Source organism: Pseudomonas fungipugnans, assembly GCF_029955235.1.
In the GTDB taxonomy this organism is placed as follows: domain Bacteria; phylum Pseudomonadota; class Gammaproteobacteria; order Pseudomonadales; family Pseudomonadaceae; genus Aquipseudomonas; species Aquipseudomonas fungipugnans.
The window spans coordinates 3018864-3042642 of record NZ_JARBWL010000001.1 but is presented as its reverse complement, the minus strand read 5'-3'; the positions used below and the strand labels follow the sequence as shown (position 1 = coordinate 3042642).

Annotated in this window: 14 protein-coding genes, 6 tRNA genes and 3 rRNA genes; all 23 read left to right on the top strand. The window is 54.2% G+C overall.

The genetic code is table 11. From position 1 onward, the window contains the following. Window positions 1-380 precede the first annotated feature (380 nt). Window positions 381-1919: ribosomal RNA gene (locus POF45_RS12875) — 16S ribosomal RNA — on the top strand. Between the two features lie 82 nt (window positions 1920-2001). Then, a tRNA-Ile gene (locus POF45_RS12870) sits at window positions 2002-2078 on the top strand. A gap of 30 nt (window positions 2079-2108) precedes the next feature. Next, window positions 2109-2184 (top strand) — tRNA-Ala (locus POF45_RS12865). A gap of 236 nt (window positions 2185-2420) precedes the next feature. Beyond that, window positions 2421-5312: ribosomal RNA gene (locus POF45_RS12860) — 23S ribosomal RNA — on the top strand. A 168-nt stretch (window positions 5313-5480) separates the two neighbouring features. Next, window positions 5481-5596: ribosomal RNA gene (gene rrf / locus POF45_RS12855) — 5S ribosomal RNA — on the top strand. Together the 16S, 23S and 5S rRNA genes with 2 tRNA genes alongside form the textbook arrangement of a ribosomal RNA operon. A gap of 136 nt (window positions 5597-5732) precedes the next feature. Further along, complete coding sequence (gene birA / locus POF45_RS12850) at window positions 5733-6692, top strand: bifunctional biotin--[acetyl-CoA-carboxylase] ligase/biotin operon repressor BirA (protein ID WP_282315802.1); 960 nt, start codon at window positions 5733-5735, stop codon at window positions 6690-6692. Then, on the top strand, window positions 6682-7431 hold the full coding sequence (locus POF45_RS12845) for a pantothenate kinase (protein ID WP_282315801.1): 750 nt from the start codon (window positions 6682-6684) through the stop codon (window positions 7429-7431). Before birA ends, POF45_RS12845 begins: the two co-directional genes overlap by 11 nt. A gap of 7 nt (window positions 7432-7438) precedes the next feature. Continuing rightward, entirely contained in the window at window positions 7439-7879 is a 441-nt protein-coding gene (locus POF45_RS12840; protein WP_282315800.1) for a hypothetical protein, read from the top strand. A 142-nt stretch (window positions 7880-8021) separates the two neighbouring features. Then, a tRNA-Tyr gene (locus POF45_RS12835) sits at window positions 8022-8106 on the top strand. Window positions 8107-8129: 23 nt separating this feature from the next. After that, a tRNA-Gly gene (locus tag POF45_RS12830) sits at window positions 8130-8203 on the top strand. Window positions 8204-8229: 26 nt separating this feature from the next. Then, a tRNA-Thr gene (locus tag POF45_RS12825) sits at window positions 8230-8305 on the top strand. A 159-nt stretch (window positions 8306-8464) separates the two neighbouring features. Beyond that, window positions 8465-8540 (top strand) — tRNA-Trp (locus tag POF45_RS12820). 45 nt (window positions 8541-8585) lie between these two features. Continuing rightward, window positions 8586-8954, top strand: coding sequence for a preprotein translocase subunit SecE (secE, locus tag POF45_RS12815; RefSeq protein WP_003194658.1), 369 nt, complete (start codon window positions 8586-8588; stop codon window positions 8952-8954). A gap of 9 nt (window positions 8955-8963) precedes the next feature. Beyond that, a complete protein-coding gene (nusG, locus tag POF45_RS12810) occupies window positions 8964-9497 on the top strand; it encodes a transcription termination/antitermination protein NusG (protein ID WP_007896622.1) in 534 nt (177 codons plus the stop codon). 116 nt (window positions 9498-9613) lie between these two features. Further along, a complete protein-coding gene (rplK, locus tag POF45_RS12805) occupies window positions 9614-10045 on the top strand; it encodes a 50S ribosomal protein L11 (protein WP_003228756.1) in 432 nt (143 codons plus the stop codon). After that, the gene (gene rplA / locus POF45_RS12800; protein WP_007896626.1) at window positions 10045-10740 is read left to right on the top strand and encodes a 50S ribosomal protein L1; all 696 of its coding nucleotides are present in this window, start codon (window positions 10045-10047) and stop codon (window positions 10738-10740) included. Before rplK ends, rplA begins: the two co-directional genes overlap by 1 nt. Window positions 10741-10938: 198 nt before the next feature. After that, on the top strand, window positions 10939-11439 hold the full coding sequence (rplJ, locus tag POF45_RS12795) for a 50S ribosomal protein L10 (protein WP_259496991.1): 501 nt from the start codon (window positions 10939-10941) through the stop codon (window positions 11437-11439). Between the two features lie 80 nt (window positions 11440-11519). Next, complete coding sequence (gene rplL, locus POF45_RS12790; RefSeq protein ID WP_010467258.1) at window positions 11520-11885, top strand: 50S ribosomal protein L7/L12; 366 nt, start codon at window positions 11520-11522, stop codon at window positions 11883-11885. 220 nt (window positions 11886-12105) lie between these two features. Next, complete coding sequence (rpoB, locus tag POF45_RS12785) at window positions 12106-16179, top strand: DNA-directed RNA polymerase subunit beta (protein WP_259496988.1); 4074 nt, start codon at window positions 12106-12108, stop codon at window positions 16177-16179. A gap of 64 nt (window positions 16180-16243) precedes the next feature. Beyond that, complete coding sequence (rpoC, locus tag POF45_RS12780; protein ID WP_008145492.1) at window positions 16244-20443, top strand: DNA-directed RNA polymerase subunit beta'; 4200 nt, start codon at window positions 16244-16246, stop codon at window positions 20441-20443. A gap of 216 nt (window positions 20444-20659) precedes the next feature. After that, a complete protein-coding gene (rpsL, locus tag POF45_RS12775; RefSeq protein ID WP_002555494.1) occupies window positions 20660-21031 on the top strand; it encodes a 30S ribosomal protein S12 in 372 nt (123 codons plus the stop codon). A gap of 118 nt (window positions 21032-21149) precedes the next feature. Beyond that, the gene (gene rpsG / locus POF45_RS12770; protein ID WP_002555493.1) at window positions 21150-21620 is read left to right on the top strand and encodes a 30S ribosomal protein S7; all 471 of its coding nucleotides are present in this window, start codon (window positions 21150-21152) and stop codon (window positions 21618-21620) included. A gap of 30 nt (window positions 21621-21650) precedes the next feature. Next, entirely contained in the window at window positions 21651-23756 is a 2106-nt protein-coding gene (gene fusA / locus POF45_RS12765) for an elongation factor G (protein ID WP_259496985.1), read from the top strand. Window positions 23757-23779: the final 23 nt, after the last annotated feature.

Below are 23779 nucleotides of genomic sequence, written 5' to 3'. Positions count from 1 at the left end.
TTTTAACGGTTCGATCTTCTCGGTCGAAAGCGGAGAAAAAGAGGTGTTGACAGCAGCGTGTAACGCTGTAGAATTCGCCTCCCGCTAACGAGAGATCGGAAGCGCAAGTGGTTGAAGTTGCAAAGGAAACTTTGAAAGCTTCTGAAAATAACCGCTTGACAGCAACAGAGGCTGCTGTAGAATGCGCGCCTCGGTTGAGACGAAAGATCTTAACCAACCGCTCTTTAACAACTGAATCAAGCAATTCGTGTGGGTGCTTGTGGAGTCAGACTGATAGTCAACAAGATTATCAGCATCACAAGTTACTCCGCGAGAAATCAAAGATGTAACCAACGATTGCTGAGCCAAGTTTAGGGTTTCTTAAAAACCCAAAGATGTTTGAACTGAAGAGTTTGATCATGGCTCAGATTGAACGCTGGCGGCAGGCCTAACACATGCAAGTCGAGCGGCAGCACGGGTACTTGTACCTGGTGGCGAGCGGCGGACGGGTGAGTAATGCCTAGGAATCTGCCTGGTAGTGGGGGATAACGCTCGGAAACGGACGCTAATACCGCATACGTCCTACGGGAGAAAGCAGGGGACCTTCGGGCCTTGCGCTATCAGATGAGCCTAGGTCGGATTAGCTAGTTGGTGAGGTAATGGCTCACCAAGGCGACGATCCGTAACTGGTCTGAGAGGATGATCAGTCACACTGGAACTGAGACACGGTCCAGACTCCTACGGGAGGCAGCAGTGGGGAATATTGGACAATGGGCGAAAGCCTGATCCAGCCATGCCGCGTGTGTGAAGAAGGTCTTCGGATTGTAAAGCACTTTAAGTTGGGAGGAAGGGCATTTACCTAATACGTAAGTGTTTTGACGTTACCGACAGAATAAGCACCGGCTAACTCTGTGCCAGCAGCCGCGGTAATACAGAGGGTGCAAGCGTTAATCGGAATTACTGGGCGTAAAGCGCGCGTAGGTGGTTCGTTAAGTTGGATGTGAAATCCCCGGGCTCAACCTGGGAACTGCATTCAAAACTGACGAGCTAGAGTATGGTAGAGGGTGGTGGAATTTCCTGTGTAGCGGTGAAATGCGTAGATATAGGAAGGAACACCAGTGGCGAAGGCGACCACCTGGACTGATACTGACACTGAGGTGCGAAAGCGTGGGGAGCAAACAGGATTAGATACCCTGGTAGTCCACGCCGTAAACGATGTCAACTAGCCGTTGGGAGCCTTGAGCTCTTAGTGGCGCAGCTAACGCATTAAGTTGACCGCCTGGGGAGTACGGCCGCAAGGTTAAAACTCAAATGAATTGACGGGGGCCCGCACAAGCGGTGGAGCATGTGGTTTAATTCGAAGCAACGCGAAGAACCTTACCAGGCCTTGACATCCAATGAACTTTCCAGAGATGGATTGGTGCCTTCGGGAACATTGAGACAGGTGCTGCATGGCTGTCGTCAGCTCGTGTCGTGAGATGTTGGGTTAAGTCCCGTAACGAGCGCAACCCTTGTCCTTAGTTACCAGCACGTTATGGTGGGCACTCTAAGGAGACTGCCGGTGACAAACCGGAGGAAGGTGGGGATGACGTCAAGTCATCATGGCCCTTACGGCCTGGGCTACACACGTGCTACAATGGTCGGTACAGAGGGTTGCCAAGCCGCGAGGTGGAGCTAATCCCAGAAAACCGATCGTAGTCCGGATCGCAGTCTGCAACTCGACTGCGTGAAGTCGGAATCGCTAGTAATCGCGAATCAGAATGTCGCGGTGAATACGTTCCCGGGCCTTGTACACACCGCCCGTCACACCATGGGAGTGGGTTGCACCAGAAGTAGCTAGTCTAACCTTCGGGAGGACGGTTACCACGGTGTGATTCATGACTGGGGTGAAGTCGTAACAAGGTAGCCGTAGGGGAACCTGCGGCTGGATCACCTCCTTAATCGACGACATCAGCTGCTCCATAAGTTCCCACACGAATTGCTTGATTCATTGAAGAAGACGATAAGAAGCAGCCCGAAATTGGGTCTGTAGCTCAGTTGGTTAGAGCGCACCCCTGATAAGGGTGAGGTCGGCAGTTCGAATCTGCCCAGACCCACCAATTTTGTGTGGGAAACGCCTGTAGAAATACGGGGCCATAGCTCAGCTGGGAGAGCGCCTGCCTTGCACGCAGGAGGTCAACGGTTCGATCCCGTTTGGCTCCACCACTAACTGCTTCTGCCGTTTAAAGCTTAGAAATGAGCATTCCATCATTGTGATGGTGAATGTTGATTTCTAGTCTTTGATTAGATCGTTCTTTAAAAATTTGGGTATGTGATAGAAAGATAGACTGAACGTTACTTTCACTGGTAACGGATCAGGCTAAGGTAAAATTTGTGAGTTTAATCGCGAATTTTCGGCGAATGTCGTCTTCACAGTATAACCAGATTGCTTGGGGTTATATGGTCAAGTGAAGAAGCGCATACGGTGGATGCCTTGGCAGTCAGAGGCGATGAAAGACGTGGTAGCCTGCGAAAAGCTTCGGGGAGTCGGCAAACAGACTTTGATCCGGAGATGTCTGAATGGGGGAACCCAGCCATCATAAGATGGTTATCTTAAGCTGAATACATAGGCTTAAGAGGCGAACCAGGGGAACTGAAACATCTAAGTACCCTGAGGAAAAGAAATCAACCGAGATTCCCTTAGTAGTGGCGAGCGAACGGGGACTAGCCCTTAAGTGGCTTTGAGATTAGCGGAACGCTCTGGAAAGTGCGGCCATAGTGGGTGATAGCCCTGTACGCGAAAATCTCTTAGTCATGAAATCGAGTAGGACGGAGCACGAGAAACTTTGTCTGAATATGGGGGGACCATCCTCCAAGGCTAAATACTACTGACTGACCGATAGTGAACTAGTACCGTGAGGGAAAGGCGAAAAGAACCCCGGAGAGGGGAGTGAAATAGATCCTGAAACCGTATGCGTACAAGCAGTGGGAGCCCACTTTGTTGGGTGACTGCGTACCTTTTGTATAATGGGTCAGCGACTTATTTTCAGTGGCGAGCTTAACCGAATAGGGGAGGCGTAGCGAAAGCGAGTCTTAATAGGGCGTCTAGTCGCTGGGAATAGACCCGAAACCGGGCGATCTATCCATGGGCAGGTTGAAGGTTGGGTAACACTAACTGGAGGACCGAACCGACTACCGTTGAAAAGTTAGCGGATGACCTGTGGATCGGAGTGAAAGGCTAATCAAGCTCGGAGATAGCTGGTTCTCCTCGAAAGCTATTTAGGTAGCGCCTCATGTATCACTGTAGGGGGTAGAGCACTGTTTCGGCTAGGGGGTCATCCCGACTTACCAAACCGATGCAAACTCCGAATACCTACAAGTGCCGAGCATGGGAGACACACGGCGGGTGCTAACGTCCGTCGTGAAAAGGGAAACAACCCAGACCGTCAGCTAAGGTCCCAAAGTTATGGTTAAGTGGGAAACGATGTGGGAAGGCTTAGACAGCTAGGAGGTTGGCTTAGAAGCAGCCACCCTTTAAAGAAAGCGTAATAGCTCACTAGTCGAGTCGGCCTGCGCGGAAGATGTAACGGGGCTCAAACCATACACCGAAGCTACGGGTATCACTTAGGTGATGCGGTAGAGGAGCGTTCTGTAAGCCTGTGAAGGTGAGTTGAGAAGCTTGCTGGAGGTATCAGAAGTGCGAATGCTGACATGAGTAACGACAATGGGTGTGAAAAACACCCACGCCGAAAGACCAAGGTTTCCTGCGCAACGTTAATCGACGCAGGGTTAGTCGGTCCCTAAGGCGAGGCTGAAAAGCGTAGTCGATGGAAAACAGGTTAATATTCCTGTACTTCTGGTTATTGCGATGGAGGGACGGAGAAGGCTAGGCCAGCTTGGCGTTGGTTGTCCAAGTTTAAGGTGGTAGGCTGGAATCTTAGGTAAATCCGGGATTCTAAGGCCGAGAGCTGATGACGAGTGTTCTTTTAGAACACGAAGTGGTTGATGCCATGCTTCCAAGAAAAGCTTCTAAGCTTCAGGTAACCAGGAACCGTACCCCAAACCGACACAGGTGGTTGGGTAGAGAATACCAAGGCGCTTGAGAGAACTCGGGTGAAGGAACTAGGCAAAATGGCACCGTAACTTCGGGAGAAGGTGCGCCGGTGAGGGTGAAGGACTTGCTCCGTAAGCTCATGCCGGTCGAAGATACCAGGCCGCTGCGACTGTTTATTAAAAACACAGCACTCTGCAAACACGAAAGTGGACGTATAGGGTGTGACGCCTGCCCGGTGCCGGAAGGTTAATTGATGGGGTTAGCTAACGCGAAGCTCTTGATCGAAGCCCCGGTAAACGGCGGCCGTAACTATAACGGTCCTAAGGTAGCGAAATTCCTTGTCGGGTAAGTTCCGACCTGCACGAATGGCGTAACGATGGCGGCGCTGTCTCCACCCGAGACTCAGTGAAATTGAAATCGCTGTGAAGATGCAGTGTATCCGCGGCTAGACGGAAAGACCCCGTGAACCTTTACTATAGCTTTGCACTGGACTTTGAATTTGCTTGTGTAGGATAGGTGGGAGGCTTTGAAGCGTGGACGCCAGTTCGCGTGGAGCCAACCTTGAAATACCACCCTGGCAACTTTGAGGTTCTAACTCAGGTCCGTTATCCGGATCGAGGACAGTGTATGGTGGGTAGTTTGACTGGGGCGGTCTCCTCCTAAAGAGTAACGGAGGAGTACGAAGGTGCGCTCAGACCGGTCGGAAATCGGTCGTAGAGTATAAAGGCAAAAGCGCGCTTGACTGCGAGACAGACACGTCGAGCAGGTACGAAAGTAGGTCTTAGTGATCCGGTGGTTCTGTATGGAAGGGCCATCGCTCAACGGATAAAAGGTACTCCGGGGATAACAGGCTGATACCGCCCAAGAGTTCATATCGACGGCGGTGTTTGGCACCTCGATGTCGGCTCATCACATCCTGGGGCTGAAGCCGGTCCCAAGGGTATGGCTGTTCGCCATTTAAAGTGGTACGCGAGCTGGGTTTAGAACGTCGTGAGACAGTTCGGTCCCTATCTGCCGTGGACGTTTGAGATTTGAGAGGGGCTGCTCCTAGTACGAGAGGACCGGAGTGGACGAACCTCTGGTGTTCCGGTTGTCACGCCAGTGGCATTGCCGGGTAGCTATGTTCGGAATAGATAACCGCTGAAAGCATCTAAGCGGGAAACTAGCCTCAAGATGAGATCTCACTGGGACCTTGAGTCCCCTGAAGGGCCGTCGAAGACTACGACGTTGATAGGTTGGGTGTGTAAGCGCTGTGAGGCGTTGAGCTAACCAATACTAATTGCCCGTGAGGCTTGACCATATAACACCCAAGCAATTTGCTGACTCGAAAGAGCACCAGATTGCGGTGTGTGAAGACGAAACGAACCGAAAGTTCGAAGGCTATACTCACAAGAGCAACACACAAATCTATCGCATACCCATTCGCTGGAGCGTGGTCCGTAAGGAACACGAGCTGGCTACCGAATTTCTTGACGACCATAGAGCATTGGAACCACCTGATCCCATCCCGAACTCAGCAGTGAAACGATGCATCGCCGATGGTAGTGTGGGGTTTCCCCATGTGAGAGTAGGTCATCGTCAAGATTAAATTCCGAAACCCCTATCTGCGTATGCAGGTAGGGGTTTTGTTTTGCCCGAAGAAAAATCCGAGCGACAGGGTTTCTATGCAACGGCTCGGGGCATGGCTATTATTCGGGCCTCATTGTGAGGCGAGACTTGCATGCTGACGTTGTTAAAGCTTCTAAAGGATGGTCGCTTCCATTCAGGTCAGGCCTTGGGCGAAGCCCTGGGCATTAGTCGTAGCGCTGTCTGGAAACAGCTTCAGCTCCTGGAGGCTGAGCTGGGCCTGTCCATCCATAAAGTGCGTGGTCGTGGGTATCAGTTGGCTACTCCATTGACACTACTTGACCCTGTGGAAGTGAGGGCACATTCGCCCGCTTGCGATTGGCCAGTCCATGTCTTTGACTCGATTGATTCGACCAATGCCGAGGCTCTGAGAGCTATAGATCGCGGACAGGCTGCGCCTTTTCTGGTGCTCGCTGAGCGGCAGACAGCAGGTCGCGGAAGGCGTGGTCGGAAGTGGGTAAGCCCATTTGCAGAAAACATCTACTACAGCCTGGTATTGCGCATTGAAGGCGGGATGCGCCAGTTGGAGGGCTTGAGTTTGGTTGTAGGGCTTGCCGTGATGCATGCCTTGCGCGAGCAAGGTGTGGCTGGCGTCGGGCTGAAGTGGCCAAATGATCTTCTGGTTGGACAGAAAAAAATCGCCGGCATACTCCTGGAGTTGGTAGGTGACCCGGCCGACGTGTGTCACGTGGTGCTCGGTGTGGGCATCAATGTGAACATGCAAATGGCTGACGAGGTAGACCAGCAGTGGACCTCCATGCGACTGGAGGCGGGCAGGATGTTTGACCGCAATCAGCTGGCTGCTGGATTGAGCGTGACGCTTGAGTCATACCTGGCCCGTCATCGGGTAAGTGGTTTTTCAACCATTCATGCTGAGTGGGAGCAAAATCACCTGTGGCAGGGGCGGGCGGTGTCATTGATTGCCGGTGTTAACCAGATAGATGGTGTGGTGATGGGGATCGATAGTCAGGGTGCCCTGCGCTTGAAGGTGGATGGCGTGGAAAAGGTCTTTAGTGGTGGTGAGCTCAGCTTGAGGTTGCGTAATGATTCTTGAGCTCGACTGTGGAAACAGTTTCATCAAATGGCGTGTGCTCGGTGCAGACATTCGACTGGTGGTCGCTGAGGGTGTAGTCGACTCGGACCTTGCGTTGCTCGAGAGTCTGAATGGGCTGGATGAGTTAACACTGCAGCACTGTCGAATGGTCAGTGTCAGAACCGCAGATGAGACGGCGGCGCTGATGTCGCTTCTTGCGGGGGCCTTTGGTGTATCGGTGGCCTGTGCTGCGCCCGCTCGTGAAATGTCTGGCGTACGCAATGGTTATGACGATTACGAGAAGCTTGGCCTTGATCGCTGGCTTGCGATGCTGGGTGGATTTCATCTGGCTGCAGGCGCTTGTCTTGTACTGGATTTCGGTACCGCGGTGACTGCCGACTTCATCGCCAATGATGGTGAGCACCTTGGCGGATTCATTTGTCCAGGGATGCCATTGATGCGTAATCAGTTGCGTACTCATACCCGAAGAATCCGCTACGGTGATGTTGCGGCCGAGCGCGCTCTGGAAAGCCTGGTTCCTGGGCGTGCCACTGTCGAAGCGGTTGAGCGAGGGTGTTCGTTGATGCTCAGGGGGTTTGTACTGACTCAGCTCGAATTGGCTCGTAACTATTGGGGAGAGGACTTTACGGTGTTTCTCACTGGTGGGGATGCGGATCTGGTTGCGGAGGTCGCGCCGCAAGCCAGGGTGGTTCCCGATCTGGTATTTGTAGGTTTGGCTATGGCCTGCCCCTTGCCCTGAGGTCTTTATGCGTTGGTTGTTCCTGCTGTTGCTTGTACTCAATGGGTTCTATTACGTCTGGCACCAACAAGAGACGCCGCTTCGTGCGAAGGATGTGACGCCTTTGAGTTTGTATCGAGGATCTCAGCAGGATATTCGCTTGTTGAGTGAGGCTCCTGAGGCGGCTCGCTCAAAGGACGCGAATTCTGCGTCTGGCACTGAATGCCTCTATATAGGAGGGAGTTCACGCCCGGAAATCGCTCAAGCCATCGAGCGGCGATTGAATGGCATGGGAATCAAGTTTCAGTCGCTGCCCAGGGATGTCGGCGCAAGCAGTGCTTATTGGCTTCGGGTGGCGCCTGAAAGCCGGCGTTTGCTGGACGAGCCGAAGCTCCAGAACCTTTCTAAAGAATTCAATGAGTTAAAAGATAAAATAATGCCTTGCGAGGGGGTTGCACCCGCTGAATAGTTTGCATAGAATGGCGCCCGCTTCGCAGTGAATGCCTTTATCGGCAAGCAGTGTGAAGCGAGGTCAACGCAGCTAAGCTCAGGTTTTTAATGAGAAAATGCTTGACAGAAGGCTGGCATGATGTAGAATGCCGGCTCGCTTAGGAGGGGTTCCCGAGCGGCCAAAGGGATCAGACTGTAAATCTGACGTCTACGACTTCGAAGGTTCGAATCCTTCCCCCTCCACCATTTTTAGCGAGAGCTGCAAGCTCGCGGGTATAGTTTAGTGGTAGAACCTCAGCCTTCCAAGCTGATGATGCGGGTTCGATTCCCGCTACCCGCTCCAAGTTTGCAGGTCCTGCACAGTGTTTCGCTCTTGTAGCTCAGTTGGTAGAGCACACCCTTGGTAAGGGTGAGGTCAGCGGTTCAAATCCGCTCAAGAGCTCCATATAACAAGGCAGATATGAAAATATCTGCCTTTGTTTTAACAGCTGCCTCGGCTTGATTGCGTGGTGTCTGATGTAAATCAGGTGCTTTCAAGTCTTCAGGGGTTGGTTGTTGTAAAGTCTTTTTCAGATCGGCATAATGGTCGGCCTGATTTTGTTTTAGGTCAGTAGCTCAATTGGCAGAGCGACGGTCTCCAAAACCGTAGGTTGGGGGTTCGATTCCCTCCTGACCTGCCAGATTCACTTAATGTGTCTGGCTTTCTTTTCACAGGATCTTCATAGATGACTCCTAAGGCTGAAGCTCAAAGCTCTCGTTTCGATCTGGTCAAGTGGCTCGCTGTCGTCGCTTTGGTGGTCGTGGGCGTTGTTGGCAATCAGTATTATTCTGCTTCGCCGATCCTGTACCGTGTACTCGCTTTGCTTGCGCTTGCTGCTGTAGCTGCCTTTGTCGGCCTGCAGACCGCCAAGGGCAAGTCTTTCGCGGTCCTGGTTAAGGAAGCTCGTACCGAAATTCGTAAAGTCGTATGGCCAACTCGCCAAGAAACCACGCAGACCACGTTGATTGTTGTGGCTGTTGTTCTGGTTATGGCGTTGCTGTTGTGGGGGCTTGATTCCCTGCTCGGCTGGCTTGTTTCCTTGATTGTCGGCTAAGGGTGTCCCGTGGCTAAGCGTTGGTACGTTGTGCATGCTTACTCCGGTTACGAGAAGCATGTCATGCGCTCGTTGGTAGAGCGCGTAAAGCTGGCTGGCATGGAAGATGGCTTCGGCGAAATTCTGGTTCCCACTGAAGAAGTGGTTGAAATGCGTAATGGCCAGAAACGCAAAAGCGAGCGCAAGTTCTTCCCAGGTTATGTGCTGGTTCAGATGGACATGAACGAGGGTACTTGGCACTTGGTCAAGGATACACCTCGGGTGATGGGCTTTATCGGCGGTACAGCTGATAAGCCTGCACCGATCACAGACAAAGAAGCGGAAGCGATTCTGCGTCGCGTCGCTGACGGTAGCGACAAGCCGAAGCCGAAGACTCTCTTCGAGCCAGGTGAGTCGGTTCGTGTCAACGATGGGCCGTTTGCCGATTTTACCGGTACGGTTGAAGAAGTTAACTACGAAAAGAGCCGGATCCAAGTGGCAGTGCTCATTTTCGGTCGCTCTACTCCGGTAGAGTTAGAGTTCAGCCAGGTCGAAAAGGTCTAGCCGAACAAGCATCCCAACCCCGCAGCTTAGGCTGTGGGGTTTTGTCGTCACTGGGATAAACGCGCAAGTAACCGGGGAGCCTTTCGAGGCGTTTGAACCCGTAATTGGAGTGCCTCATGGCCAAGAAGATTACCGCTTACATCAAGCTGCAAGTGAAGGCCGCTCAGGCTAACCCAAGCCCACCTGTTGGTCCTGCTCTGGGTCAGCACGGCGTGAACATCATGGAATTCTGCAAGGCTTTCAACGCCCGTACTCAGGGTCTTGAAGCTGGTCTGCCGACTCCAGTGATCATCACTGTCTATAGCGACCGTAGCTTCACTTTCGAAACCAAATCCACACCTGCTTCGGTTCTGCTGAAGAAAGCTGCTGGTCTGACTAGCGGTTCCGCTCGTCCGAACACCGTTAAGGTTGGCACCGTTACCCGTGCTCAGCTGGAAGAAATCGCGAAAACCAAAAACGCGGATCTGACTGCAGCTGATATGGACGCGGCCGTGCGTACTATCGCCGGTTCTGCTCGTAGCATGGGCCTTAACGTGGAGGGTGTGTAATGGCTAAGTTGACCAAGCGTCAAAAGGCTATCGCCGGCAAAATCGAAGCAGGCAAGTCCTACAACTTTGTAGACGCTGCTGCTCTGCTGGCTGAGCTGTCGACTGTCAAGTTCAGCGAGTCGTTTGACGTTGCTGTAAACCTGGGTGTTGACCCGCGTAAATCCGACCAGGTTGTTCGTAGCGCTACTGTGCTGCCACACGGCACTGGCAAGACTGTTCGCGTTGCTGTGTTCACCCAGGGTCCAGCTGCCGAGGCCGCTCTGGCTGCCGGCGCTGACCGTGTAGGTATGGATGATCTGGCTGCCGAAATGAAAGGCGGCGACCTGAACTATGACGTAGTTATCGCATCCCCGGATGCCATGCGCGTTGTAGGTCAGTTGGGTCAGATTCTCGGCCCACGTGGCCTGATGCCTAACCCTAAAGTCGGCACCGTAACTCCAGACGTAGCTACCGCGGTTAAAAACGCCAAGGCTGGTCAGGTTCGTTATCGCACCGACAAAAACGGCATTATCCACACTTCCGTTGGCAAGGTCGGCTTCGACGCTGTCAAGCTGAAGGAAAACGTTGAAGCCCTGATCGCTGATCTGAAGCGTATCAAGCCAGCTTCCTCGAAAGGTATTTACGTCAAGCGCGTTACCCTGAGCACCACCATGGGTCCAGGTCTGGTCATCGACCAAGGCTCGCTCGACGCGTAAGACAAAGATTGGTGCGAGTGATCGCGCCAATTGAAAGATTGGGGTCCCTGCCTGGCGGGGGCTATCCAAGACCGTAGGCGACGCAAGTCTTAAACCTCAAGCCTACGCAGATGGTGCTCCCGGTTCCTTACCGAATCAGACACCAAAACGACATCCGGCTCCGGTTGGATGAAACGGTAACAAGCAGGAGTTAAACCCGTGGCAATTAAACTCGAAGACAAGAAGGCCATCGTCGCTGAAGTCAACGAGGCTGCCCAAGTTGCCCTGTCCGCTGTTGTGGCTGATGCCCGCGGTGTGACAGTAGGCGCTATGACCGGACTCCGTAAAGAGGCTCGTGAAGCTGGCGTTTACGTACGCGTTGTACGTAACACCCTGCTCAAGCGCGCCGTTGCTGGCACTCAATATGACGTGCTCAACGACGTGTTCACTGGCCCGACCTTGATTGCATTCTCCAAAGAACATCCGGGCGCTGCTGCCCGTATCTTCAAAGAGTTCGCAAAAGGTCAGGATAAGTTCGAGATCAAGGCAGCTGCGTTCGAGGGCAAGTTCCTCGCAGCTAATCAGATCGACGTACTGGCAAGTCTGCCGACCCGTGACGAAGCAATTTCTCAGCTGATGAGCGTGATTCAAGGCGCAACCAGCAAATTGGCTCGTACTCTGGCGGCCCTTCGCGACCAGAAAGAAGCTGCCGCAGCCTAAGGCTGAGCGACTCCTTTCAGCGTTTATTGTTTATTTCGATGGCCGCGTAGGCTGTCACCCCAATACAGGAATTTATAGTCATGTCTCTGACTAACGACCAAATCATCGAAGCAATCGGCGAAAAATCCGTTCTGGAAATCGTTGAGCTGATCAAGGCCATGGAAGAGAAGTTCGGCGTTTCTGCTGCCGCTGCTTCCGCTGGTCCAGCTGCTGTCGCTGCTGTTGTTGAAGAACAAACTGAATTCAACGTCATGCTGCTGGAAGCTGGCGAGAAGAAAGTTAACGTGATCAAGGCAGTACGTGAGCTGACCGGTCTGGGCTTGAAAGAAGCCAAGGCTGTAGTTGACGGCGCTCCTGGCATGGTTCTGGAAGCTGTTTCGAAAGACGCAGCTGACAAAGCCAAGGCCACTCTGGAAGAAGCAGGCGCTAAAGTCGAGCTGAAGTAAGCATCGACTTTGCGTCTCCAGCCCGAGCGTTAAGCGAAAGGCTGATGGCTGGTGGCTCTTGCCACCGGCCTTTTTCCGTTATTGGCAGCCGACTGGGTCGGTGCTGATAACGAGCGGTAACCACCCGATGCGGTGGCGCAAACCATGGGGTTTGCACGATTTTCTGGCTGCTCCCGTCGGGAGGGGCCAAACAAGCAGGTGACCAAGCTGGGGAACGCTGATGGCTTACTCATATACTGAGAAAAAACGTATCCGCAAGGACTTTAGCAAGTTGCCGGACGTCATGGATGTGCCGTACCTCCTGGCCATCCAGCTGGATTCGTATCGTGAATTCTTGCAAGCGGGAGCGACTAAAGATCAGTTCCGCGACGTGGGCCTGCATGCGGCCTTCAAATCCGTTTTCCCGATCATCAGCTACTCCGGCAATGCTGCGCTGGAGTACGTCGGTTATCGCCTGGGCGAACCGGCATTTGATGTCAAAGAATGCGTATTGCGCGGTGTAACTTACGCCGTACCGTTGCGGGTAAAAGTGCGCCTGATCATTTTCGACAAAGAATCGTCGAACAAAGCGATCAAGGACATCAAAGAGCAAGAAGTCTACATGGGTGAAATCCCCCTGATGACTGAGAACGGTACCTTCGTAATCAACGGTACCGAGCGTGTAATCGTTTCCCAGCTGCACCGTTCCCCGGGCGTGTTCTTCGACCACGACCGTGGCAAGACGCACAGCTCCGGTAAACTGCTGTACTCCGCGCGCATCATTCCTTACCGCGGTTCGTGGTTGGACTTCGAGTTCGATCCGAAAGACTGCGTGTTCGTGCGTATCGACCGTCGTCGCAAGCTGCCTGCATCCGTATTGCTGCGTGCGCTCGGCTATACCACTGAAGAAGTGCTGGACGCGTTCTACACCACCAACGTCTTCCACGTGCAGGGTGAAAACCTCAGCCTGGAACTGGTGCCTCAGCGCCTGCGTGGTGAAATTGCTGTCCTGGATATCCTGGATGACAAAGGCAAGGTTATTGTCGAGCAAGGTCGTCGTATCACTGCTCGCCACATCAACCAGCTGGAAAAGGCAGGGATCAAAGAGCTGCAAGTGCCTCTGGACTACGTCCTGGGTCGCACTACAGCCAAGGTCATCGTGCATCCGGCAACCGGCGAAATCCTGGCAGAGTGCAACACCGAGCTGAACACCGAGATCCTGGCAAAAATCGCCAAGTCTCAGGTTGTTCGCATCGAAACTCTGTACACCAACGATATCGACTGCGGTCCGTTCGTCTCCGACACTCTGAAGATCGACTCCACCAGCAACCAATTGGAAGCGCTGGTCGAGATCTATCGCATGATGCGTCCAGGCGAGCCGCCAACCAAAGACGCTGCCGAGACTCTGTTCAACAACCTGTTCTTCAGCCCTGAGCGCTATGACCTGTCTGCGGTCGGCCGGATGAAGTTCAACCGTCGTATCGGTCGTACCGAGATCGAAGGTTCGGGCGTGTTGTGCAAAGAAGACATCGTCGCGGTTCTGAAGACTCTGGTCGACATCCGTAACGGTAAAGGCATCGTCGATGACATCGACCACCTGGGTAACCGTCGTGTTCGCTGTGTAGGCGAGATGGCCGAGAACCAGTTCCGCGTTGGCCTGGTACGTGTTGAGCGTGCGGTCAAAGAGCGTCTGTCGATGGCTGAAAGCGAAGGCCTGATGCCGCAAGACCTGATCAACGCCAAGCCAGTGGCTGCGGCGGTGAAAGAGTTCTTCGGTTCCAGCCAGCTGTCCCAGTTCATGGACCAGAACAACCCGCTGTCCGAGATCACCCACAAGCGTCGTGTATCTGCACTCGGCCCTGGCGGTTTGACTCGTGAGCGTGCTGGCTTTGAAGTTCGTGACGTACACCCGACTCACTACGGTCGTGTATGCCCGATTGAAACGCCGGAAGGTCCGAACATCGGCCTGATCAACTCCCTGGCCGCTTATGCGCGCACCAACCAGTACGGCTTCCTCGAAAGCCCGTACCGTGTGGTGAAAGACGCTCTGGTCACCGACGAGATCGTGTTCCTGTCCGCCATCGAAGAAGCTGATCACGTGATCGCTCAGGCTTCGGCCACGATGAACGACAAGAAAATGCTGATCGACGAGCTGGTAGCCGTTCGTCACTTGAACGAGTTCACCGTCAAGGCGCCGGAAGACGTCACCTTGATGGACGTATCGCCGAAGCAGGTAGTTTCGGTTGCAGCGTCGCTGATCCCGTTCCTCGAGCACGATGACGCCAACCGTGCGTTGATGGGTTCGAACATGCAGCGTCAAGCTGTACCCACCCTGCGCGCTGACAAGCCGCTGGTCGGTACCGGCATGGAGCGTAACGTAGCCCGTGACTCCGGCGTTTGCGTCGTGGCTCGTCGTGGCGGCGTGATCGACTCCGTTGATGCCAGCCGTATCGTGGTTCGTGTTGCTGATGATGAAGTTGAAACCGGTGAAGCCGGTGTCGACATCTACAACCTGACCAAATACACCCGCTCCAACCAGAACACCTGCATCAACCAGCGTCCGCTGGTGCGTAAAGGTGATCGGGTCCAGCGTAGCGACATCATGGCTGACGGTCCGTCCACCGATATGGGTGAGCTGGCGCTGGGTCAGAACATGCGCATCGCGTTCATGGCCTGGAACGGTTACAACTTCGAAGACTCCATCTGCCTGTCGGAACGAGTTGTTCAAGAAGATCGCTTTACCACGATCCACATTCAGGAACTGACCTGTGTGGCGCGTGACACCAAGCTTGGGCCAGAGGAAATCACTGCAGACATCCCGAACGTGGGTGAAGCTGCACTGAACAAGCTGGACGAAGCCGGTATCGTTTACGTAGGTGCTGAAGTTGGCGCAGGCGACATCCTGGTGGGCAAGGTCACTCCGAAAGGCGAGACCCAGCTGACTCCGGAAGAAAAACTGCTGCGTGCCATCTTCGGTGAAAAAGCCAGCGACGTTAAAGACACCTCCCTGCGCGTGCCTACCGGCACCAAAGGTACTGTCATCGACGTACAGGTCTTCACCCGTGACGGCGTTGAGCGTGATGCTCGTGCACTGTCCATCGAGAAGACTCAACTCGACGAGATCCGCAAGGATCTGAACGAAGAGTTCCGTATCGTTGAGGGTGCCACTTTCGAACGCCTGCGTTCCGCTCTGGTCGGTCACAAAGCCGAAGGCGGCGCCGGCCTGAAGAAAGGTCAGGAAATCACCGACGAAGTTCTCGACGGTCTTGAGCATGGTCAGTGGTTCAAACTGCGCATGGCTGAAGATGCTCTGAACGAGCAGCTCGAGAAGGCTCAGGCCTATATCGTTGATCGCCGCCGTCTGCTGGACGACAAGTTCGAAGACAAGAAGCGCAAACTGCAGCAGGGCGATGACCTGGCTCCAGGCGTGCTGAAAATCGTCAAGGTTTACCTGGCAATCCGCCGCCGCATCCAGCCGGGCGACAAGATGGCCGGTCGTCACGGTAACAAAGGTGTGGTCTCCGTGATCATGCCGGTTGAAGACATGCCGCACGATGCCAATGGCACCCCGGTCGACGTTGTCCTCAACCCGTTGGGCGTACCTTCGCGTATGAACGTTGGTCAGATCCTTGAAACCCACCTGGGCCTCGCGGCCAAAGGTCTGGGCGAGAAGATCAACCGGATGATCGAAGAGCAGCGTAAAGTTGCTGAACTTCGCACCTTCCTCGACGAGATCTACAACCAGATCGGCGGTCGTAACGAAGATCTGGATAGCTTCTCCGACCAGGAAATCCTGGATCTGGCGAAGAACCTGCGTGGCGGTGTTCCAATGGCCACTCCAGTGTTCGACGGCGCCAAGGAAAGCGAAATCAAGGCCATGCTGAAACTGGCAGACCTGCCAGAAAGCGGCCAGATGCAGCTGACCGACGGCCGTACCGGCAACAAGTTCGAGCGCCCGGTTACTGTTGGCTACATGTACATGCTGAAGCTGAACCACTTGGTAGACGACAAGATGCACGCTCGTTCTACCGGTTCGTACAGCCTGGTTACCCAGCAGCCGCTGGGTGGTAAGGCACAGTTCGGTGGTCAGCGTTTCGGGGAGATGGAGGTCTGGGCACTGGAAGCATACGGTGCTGCATACACTCTGCAAGAAATGCTCACAGTGAAGTCGGACGATGTGAACGGCCGGACCAAGATGTACAAAAACATCGTGGACGGCGATCACCGTATGGAGCCGGGCATGCCCGAGTCCTTCAACGTGTTGATCAAGGAAATTCGTTCCCTCGGCATCGATATCGATCTGGAAACCGAATAACACGTGACGCGAATCGAGAGCGGGGCAGGATTGCCCGCTCTCTGCTCCGCCAGGAGGAAAGGCCTTGAAAGACCTACTGAATTTGCTGAAAAACCAGGGTCAAGTCGAAGAGTTCGACGCCATCCGTATTGGATTGGCATCGCCTGAGATGATCCGTTCGTGGTCGTTCGGTGAAGTTAAAAAGCCGGAAACCATCAACTACCGTACGTTCAAACCTGAGCGTGACGGCCTGTTCTGCGCCAAGATCTTTGGCCCGGTAAAGGACTACGAGTGCCTGTGCGGTAAGTACAAGCGCTTGAAGCACCGTGGTGTGATCTGCGAGAAGTGCGGCGTTGAAGTCGCGCTGGCTAAAGTTCGTCGTGAGCGCATGGCGCACATCGAGCTGGCCTCGCCAGTTGCCCACATCTGGTTCCTGAAATCGCTGCCGTCCCGTATCGGCTTGCTGATGGACATGACCCTGCGTGATATCGAGCGCGTTCTCTACTTCGAGAGCTATGTCGTTATCGATCCAGGCATGACCACCCTTGAAAAAGGTCAGCTGCTGAACGACGAGCAGTACTTCGAAGCGCTGGAAGAGTTCGGCGACGATTTCGATGCCCGTATGGGTGCCGAAGCTGTCCGTGAACTGCTGCACGCTATCGATCTGGAGCACGAGATTGGCCGTCTGCGTGAAGAAATTCCGCAAACCAACTCCGAAACCAAAATCAAGAAGCTGTCCAAGCGTCTGAAGTTGATGGAAGCCTTCCAGGGTTCCGGCAACCTTCCTGAATGGATGGTGCTGACCGTTCTGCCGGTTCTGCCGCCAGATCTGCGTCCACTGGTCCCGCTGGATGGTGGTCGTTTCGCGACTTCCGACCTCAACGATCTGTATCGTCGAGTGATCAACCGTAACAACCGCTTGAAGCGCCTGCTTGATCTGTCCGCTCCGGACATCATCGTGCGCAACGAAAAGCGTATGTTGCAGGAAGCCGTCGATGCACTGCTCGACAACGGTCGTCGTGGCCGCGCTATCACCGGTTCGAACAAGCGTCCTCTGAAATCCCTGGCTGACATGATCAAGGGTAAGCAGGGTCGTTTCCGTCAGAACTTGCTCGGTAAGCGTGTTGACTACTCGGGTCGTTCGGTAATTACCGTAGGTCCGACCCTGCGTCTGCACCAGTGCGGTCTGCCAAAGAAAATGGCTCTCGAGCTGTTCAAGCCGTTCATTTTCGGCAAGCTGGAAATGCGCGGTCTTGCGACCACCATCAAAGCTGCCAAGAAGATGGTCGAGCGCGAGCTGCCGGAAGTTTGGGACGTTCTCGCTGAAGTCATTCGCGAACACCCGGTTCTGCTCAACCGTGCACCGACCCTTCACCGTCTGGGTATCCAGGCGTTTGAACCGGTACTGATCGAAGGTAAAGCTATCCAGCTGCACCCTCTGGTCTGTGCTGCGTACAACGCCGACTTCGACGGCGACCAAATGGCCGTGCACGTACCGCTGACGCTGGAAGCCCAGCTGGAAGCGCGTGCGTTGATGATGTCGACCAACAACATTCTGTCGCCAGCCAACGGTGAGCCAATCATCGTTCCGTCGCAGGACGTTGTATTGGGTCTGTACTACATGACGCGTGAAGCGATCAACGCCAAGGGCGAAGGTCGTGTGTTCGCGGATCTGCAAGAAGTTGACCGTGTGTTCCGTGCCGGCGAAGCCGCACTGCACGCCAAGGTCAAAGTGCGGATCAACGAAACCGTAAACGATCGTGATGGTGGCAGCGTCAAGAACACCCGTATCGTCGACACCACTGTCGGCCGTGCGCTGTTGTTCCAGGTTGTTCCACCTGGTCTGTCGTACGACGTCGTCAACCAGCCGATGAAGAAAAAGGCGATCTCCAAGCTGATCAACCAGTGCTACCGCGTGGTTGGTTTGAAAGAGACCGTGATCTTCGCTGACCAGTTGATGTACACCGGCTTTGCCTATTCGACCATTTCCGGCGTTTCCATCGGTGTTAACGACTTCGTTATCCCGGATGAAAAAGCCCGCATCATCAATGCTGCTACTGATGAAGTGAAAGAGATCGAAAGTCAGTACGCCTCCGGCCTGGTAACCCAGGGCGAGAAGTACAACAAAGTGATCGACCTTTGGTCCAAGGCGAACGACGAAGTTTCCAAGGCGATGATGGCCAACCTCTCGAAAGAGAAAGTCATCGACCGTCATGGCGTCGAAGTCGACCAGGAGTCTTTCAACTCGATGTACATGATGGCCGACTCGGGCGCACGGGGTTCTGCTGCGCAGATCCGTCAGCTCGCCGGTATGCGTGGCCTGATGGCCAAGCCGGACGGTTCCATCATCGAAACGCCGATTACCGCGAACTTCCGTGAAGGTTTGAGCGTACTTCAGTACTTCATCTCTACTCACGGTGCTCGTAAAGGTTTGGCGGATACCGCGTTGAAAACTGCGAACTCCGGTTACCTGACTCGTCGTCTGGTAGACGTGGCGCAGGATCTGGTTGTGACCGAGATCGATTGCGGCACCGAGCATGGCCTGGTAATGACTCCGCACATTGAAGGCGGTGACGTTGTCGAGCCACTGGGTGAGCGCGTATTGGGTCGTGTCATTGCCCGTGACGTGTTCAAGCCAGGTACTGAAGAAATTATCGTTCCTGCCGGCACATTGGTAGACGAGAAGTGGGTTGAGTTCATCGAGCTGAACAGCATCGATGAAGTGATCGTGCGTTCGCCGATCAGTTGCGAAACTCGCTATGGCATTTGCGCCAAGTGCTACGGCCGTGACCTGGCTCGTGGTCACCAGGTGAACATCGGTGAAGCGGTCGGCGTTATCGCTGCCCAGTCCATCGGTGAGCCGGGTACCCAGCTGACCATGCGTACGTTCCACATCGGTGGTGCGGCAAGCCGGACCTCCGCAGCTGACAGTGTTCAGGTGAAGAATGGCGGTACCGTCCGTCTGCACAACCTGAAGCACGTTGAGCGAGTGGATGGCTGCCTGGTTGCTGTGTCCCGTTCCGGTGAGCTGGCAATCGCTGATGACTTCGGTCGTGAGCGCGAGCGTTACAAGCTGCCGTACGGTGCTGTGATTTCGGTTAAAGAAGGTGACAAGGTCGACGCTGGCGCAATCGTGGCCAAGTGGGATCCGCACACTCACCCAATCGTTACCGAAATGAAAGGTACCGTGACCTACGTGGGCATGGAAGAAGGCATCACGATCAAGCGTCAGACTGACGAATTGACCGGTATGACCAACATTGAAGTACTCGACGCCAAAGACCGTCCAGCTGCCGGTAAAGATATCCGTCCTGCTGTGAAGATGGTTGATGACAACGGCAAGGATCTGTTGCTGCCAGGCACTGACGTTATCGCTCAGTACTTCCTGCCAGCCAACGCCCTGGTCGGTGTTGCGGATGGTGCGAAGATTGCGATCGGTGATGTTATCGCTCGTATCCCGCAAGAGACTTCGAAGACCCGTGACATCACCGGTGGTCTGCCACGTGTTGCCGACTTGTTCGAAGCACGTCGTCCGAAAGAAGCCTCGATTCTGGCTGAAGTCAGCGGCACCATCGCGTTCGGTAAAGAGACCAAGGGCAAGCGCCGTCTGGTGATCACTCCGAACGACGGTACCGATCCGTACGAAGAGCTGATTCCGAAGTGGCGTCACCTGAACGTCTTCGAAGGCGAACAGGTAAACCGCGGCGAAGTTATCTCCGACGGCCCGAGCGATCCACACGACATCCTGCGTCTGCTGGGTGTGAGTGCGCTGGCCAAGTACATCGTGAACGAGATCCAGGACGTTTATCGTCTGCAAGGCGTGAAGATCAACGACAAGCACATCGAGACCATCCTGCGTCAGATGCTGCGTAAAGTTGAAATCGCTGAATCCGGCGACTCGACTTTCATCAAGGGCGACCAGATGGAGTTGACTCACGTTCTGGTAGAGAACGAGCGTCTGGCTGGCGACGAGAAATTCGTTTCCAAGTTCACTCGCGTGCTGTTGGGTATCACCAAGGCGTCGTTGTCCACCGAATCGTTCATCTCGGCGGCTTCCTTCCAGGAAACCACTCGTGTACTGACCGAAGCGGCGGTAACCGGCAAACGCGATTACCTGCGCGGCCTGAAAGAAAACGTGGTCGTGGGTCGTCTGATCCCGGCGGGTACCGGCCTGGCCTATCACAGCGAGCGCAAGCGCCGTCGTGATGCTGACAAGCCGTTGCGCGTAAGCGCCAGTGAAGTGGAAGCTGCACTGACCGAAGCACTGAACTCGAGCGGTAACTGAGTTCTGCGGTAAATGAGCGTGGGGCCCCGGTCACTCCGTTCGTCGAATCGAGACAATTTGTCGAGATTGGATGAGCGGGGAGATCGGGGCCTTGCCTTGACTGGGGACAAGATCCTCTTTAGACTCTTGTACCCCTAAATTTGGCGGGAATTCGTTCCTGCCATTTTGCTTTTCTTGCAAGACAATAGCGTCGCAAGACAACAGTGGAGCTAGTAGATGGCAACTATCAACCAGCTGGTACGTCAGCCGCGTAAGCGTATCGTCGAGAAATCCGACGTACCTGCGCTGCAGAACTGCCCGCAACGTCGTGGCGTATGCACCCGTGTGTATACCACCACGCCGAAAAAACCTAACTCGGCACTGCGTAAAGTATGCCGTGTGCGCCTGACCAACGGTTTCGAGGTTTCCTCGTACATCGGCGGTGAAGGCCACAACCTGCAAGAGCACAGCGTGGTACTGATCCGCGGCGGTCGTGTAAAAGACTTGCCAGGTGTTCGTTACCACACCGTTCGCGGTTCTTTGGATACTTCCGGCGTTAAAGGTCGTAACCAGGGTCGTTCGAAGTACGGTACCAAGAAGCCTAAGTAGTAGTGGCTTTTTGTAAAAACTGATTTTCTATTTTTCTGAGTCGATAAGAGTAAGGTCGGAGGCGTCCCGAAAGGGGACCGATTCCGAGCGAACCTGAAGACCGTTTGAGGGCTTATCCATGCCAAGAAGACGCGTAGCAGCCAAGCGCGAAGTGCTTGACGATCCAAAATACGGAAGCCAAATTCTGGCCAAGTTCATGAACCACGTGATGGAAAGCGGCAAGAAAGCCGTTGCCGAGCGTATCGTTTATGGCGCGCTGGAAAAGGTTAAAGAACGCAAGAACAGCGACCCCCTGGAAATCTTCGAGAAAGCTCTCGACGCCATCGCTCCGCTGGTCGAAGTAAAGTCGCGCCGTGTAGGCGGTGCTACTTACCAGGTTCCGGTTGAAGTTCGCCCGTCCCGTCGTAACGCTCTGGCAATGCGCTGGTTGGTAGACTTCGCCCGTAAGCGCGGCGAGAAGTCTATGGCTCTGCGTTTGGCTGGCGAACTGTTGGACGCTGCTGAAGGTAAAGGTGCTGCTGTTAAGAAGCGTGAAGACGTGCACCGTATGGCTGAAGCTAACAAAGCTTTCTCGCACTACCGCTTCTAATTCCAGCGTCACTAATTTTGCGAGGGCTTTATGGCTCGTACTACTCCGATTAACCGCTACCGTAACATTGGTATCGTTGCTCACGTGGATGCTGGTAAAACCACCACCACCGAGCGCGTCCTTTTTTACACGGGCGTAAACCACAAAATGGGCGAGGTGCATGACGGCGCCGCGACCACAGACTGGATGGTGCAGGAGCAGGAGCGTGGTATTACCATTACCTCTGCTGCCATCACCACCTTCTGGCAGGGTTCCGAGAAGCAATACGCTGACAAGCACCGCTTCAACGTCATCGATACCCCGGGCCACGTTGACTTCACTATTGAAGTTGAGCGTTCCCTGCGCGTACTCGACGGCGCTGTTGTTGTGTTCTGCGGCACCTCGGGCGTTGAGCCTCAGTCGGAAACCGTATGGCGTCAAGCCAACAAATACGGCGTTCCGCGTCTTGTTTACGTAAACAAGATGGACCGTGCTGGTGCGAACTTCCTGCGCGTGATCGAACAGATCAAGAAGCGTCTGGGTCACACTCCAGTGCCTATCCAGTTGGCGATCGGTGCAGAAGACAACTTCCAGGGTCAGATCGATCTGATCAATATGGAAGCGGTATTCTGGAACGATTCCGACAAAGGCATGGTCCCTGTTCGCAAGCCTATTCCTGAAGATATGCAGGAATTGGCTGAAGAATGGCGCGACAACATGGTTCAGGCTGCTGCCGAAGCCACTGAAGAGCTGATGAACAAGTACCTCGAGGGTGAAGAACTCACCATCGCGGAAATCAAGGCCGCTCTGCGTCAGCGTACTATCGCTGGTGAGATCGTTCTGGCTGTTTGCGGTTCTTCCTTCAAGAACAAGGGTGTTCCCCTGGTTCTCGACGCCGTTATCGACTACCTGCCTGCACCTACCGATATTCCAGCCATCAAGGGTACTGACCCGGATGACGAGACTATCGAGCTGGAGCGTCATGCAGACGACAGCGAGCCGTTCTCGGCTCTGGCGTTCAAGATCGCTACCGACCCATTCGTGGGTACCTTGACCTTCGTCCGCGTTTACTCGGGCGTGTTGAGCTCCGGCGACGGCGTGATCAACTCGGTTAAAGGCAAGAAAGAGCGCGTGGGTCGTATGGTGCAAATGCACGCAAACGCCCGTGAAGAAATCAAGGAAGTGCGCGCTGGTGACATCGCGGCCTTGATCGGCATGAAGGACGTCACCACTGGTGAAACCTTGTGCACCGCTGACAAGCCAATCATCCTGGTTCGCATGGACTTCCCGGAGCCGGTTATTTCGGTTGCCGTAGAGCCTAAGACCAAGGATGACCAGGAAAAAATGGGTATCGCTCTGGGCAAACTTGCTCAGGAAGACCCGTCTTTCCGCGTAAAAACTGATGAAGAGACTGGTCAAACGATCATCTCCGGCATGGGCGAGTTGCACCTGGACATCCTGGTTGACCGGATGCGCCGTGAGTTCAACGTCGAAGCCAACATCGGTAAGCCTCAGGTCTCCTATCGTGAGCGCATCACGAAGAGCTGTGAGATCGAAGGCAAGTTCGTTCGTCAGTCCGGCGGTCGTGGCCAGTTCGGTCATTGCTGGATTCGTTTTGCTCCTGCTGACGAAGGTCAGGAAGGTCTGCAATTCGTGAACGAAGTAGTGGGTGGTGTGGTTCCTAAGGAATACATCCCGGCTATCCAGAAGGGTATCGAAGAGCAGATGAAGAACGGTGTTGTTGCCGGCTATCCGCTGATCGGCCTGAAGGCAACCGTGTTCGATGGTTCTTACCACGACGTCGACTCCAACGAGATGGCGTTTAAAGTGGCTGCTTCCATGGCGACCAAACAACTGGCTACCAAAGGTGGTGGTGAGTTGCTTGAGCCGATCATGGCGGTAGAGGTTGTTACGCCTGAAGACTATATGGGTGATGTGATGGGCGACCTTAACCGTCGTCGTGGCATGATCCAGGGTATGGAAGACACGGTCTCCGGCAAAGTAATTCGTGCCGAAGTTCCGTTGGGCGAGATGTTTGGTTATGCAACCGACGTCCGTTCCATGTCCCAGGGTCGCGCAAGCTACTCTATGGAATTCAAAAAATACGATACCGCTCCGTCGCACGTCGCCGAAGCTGTTACCAAAAAACAAGGCTGATTCAGTCCTTTAGGCAAGGAGTT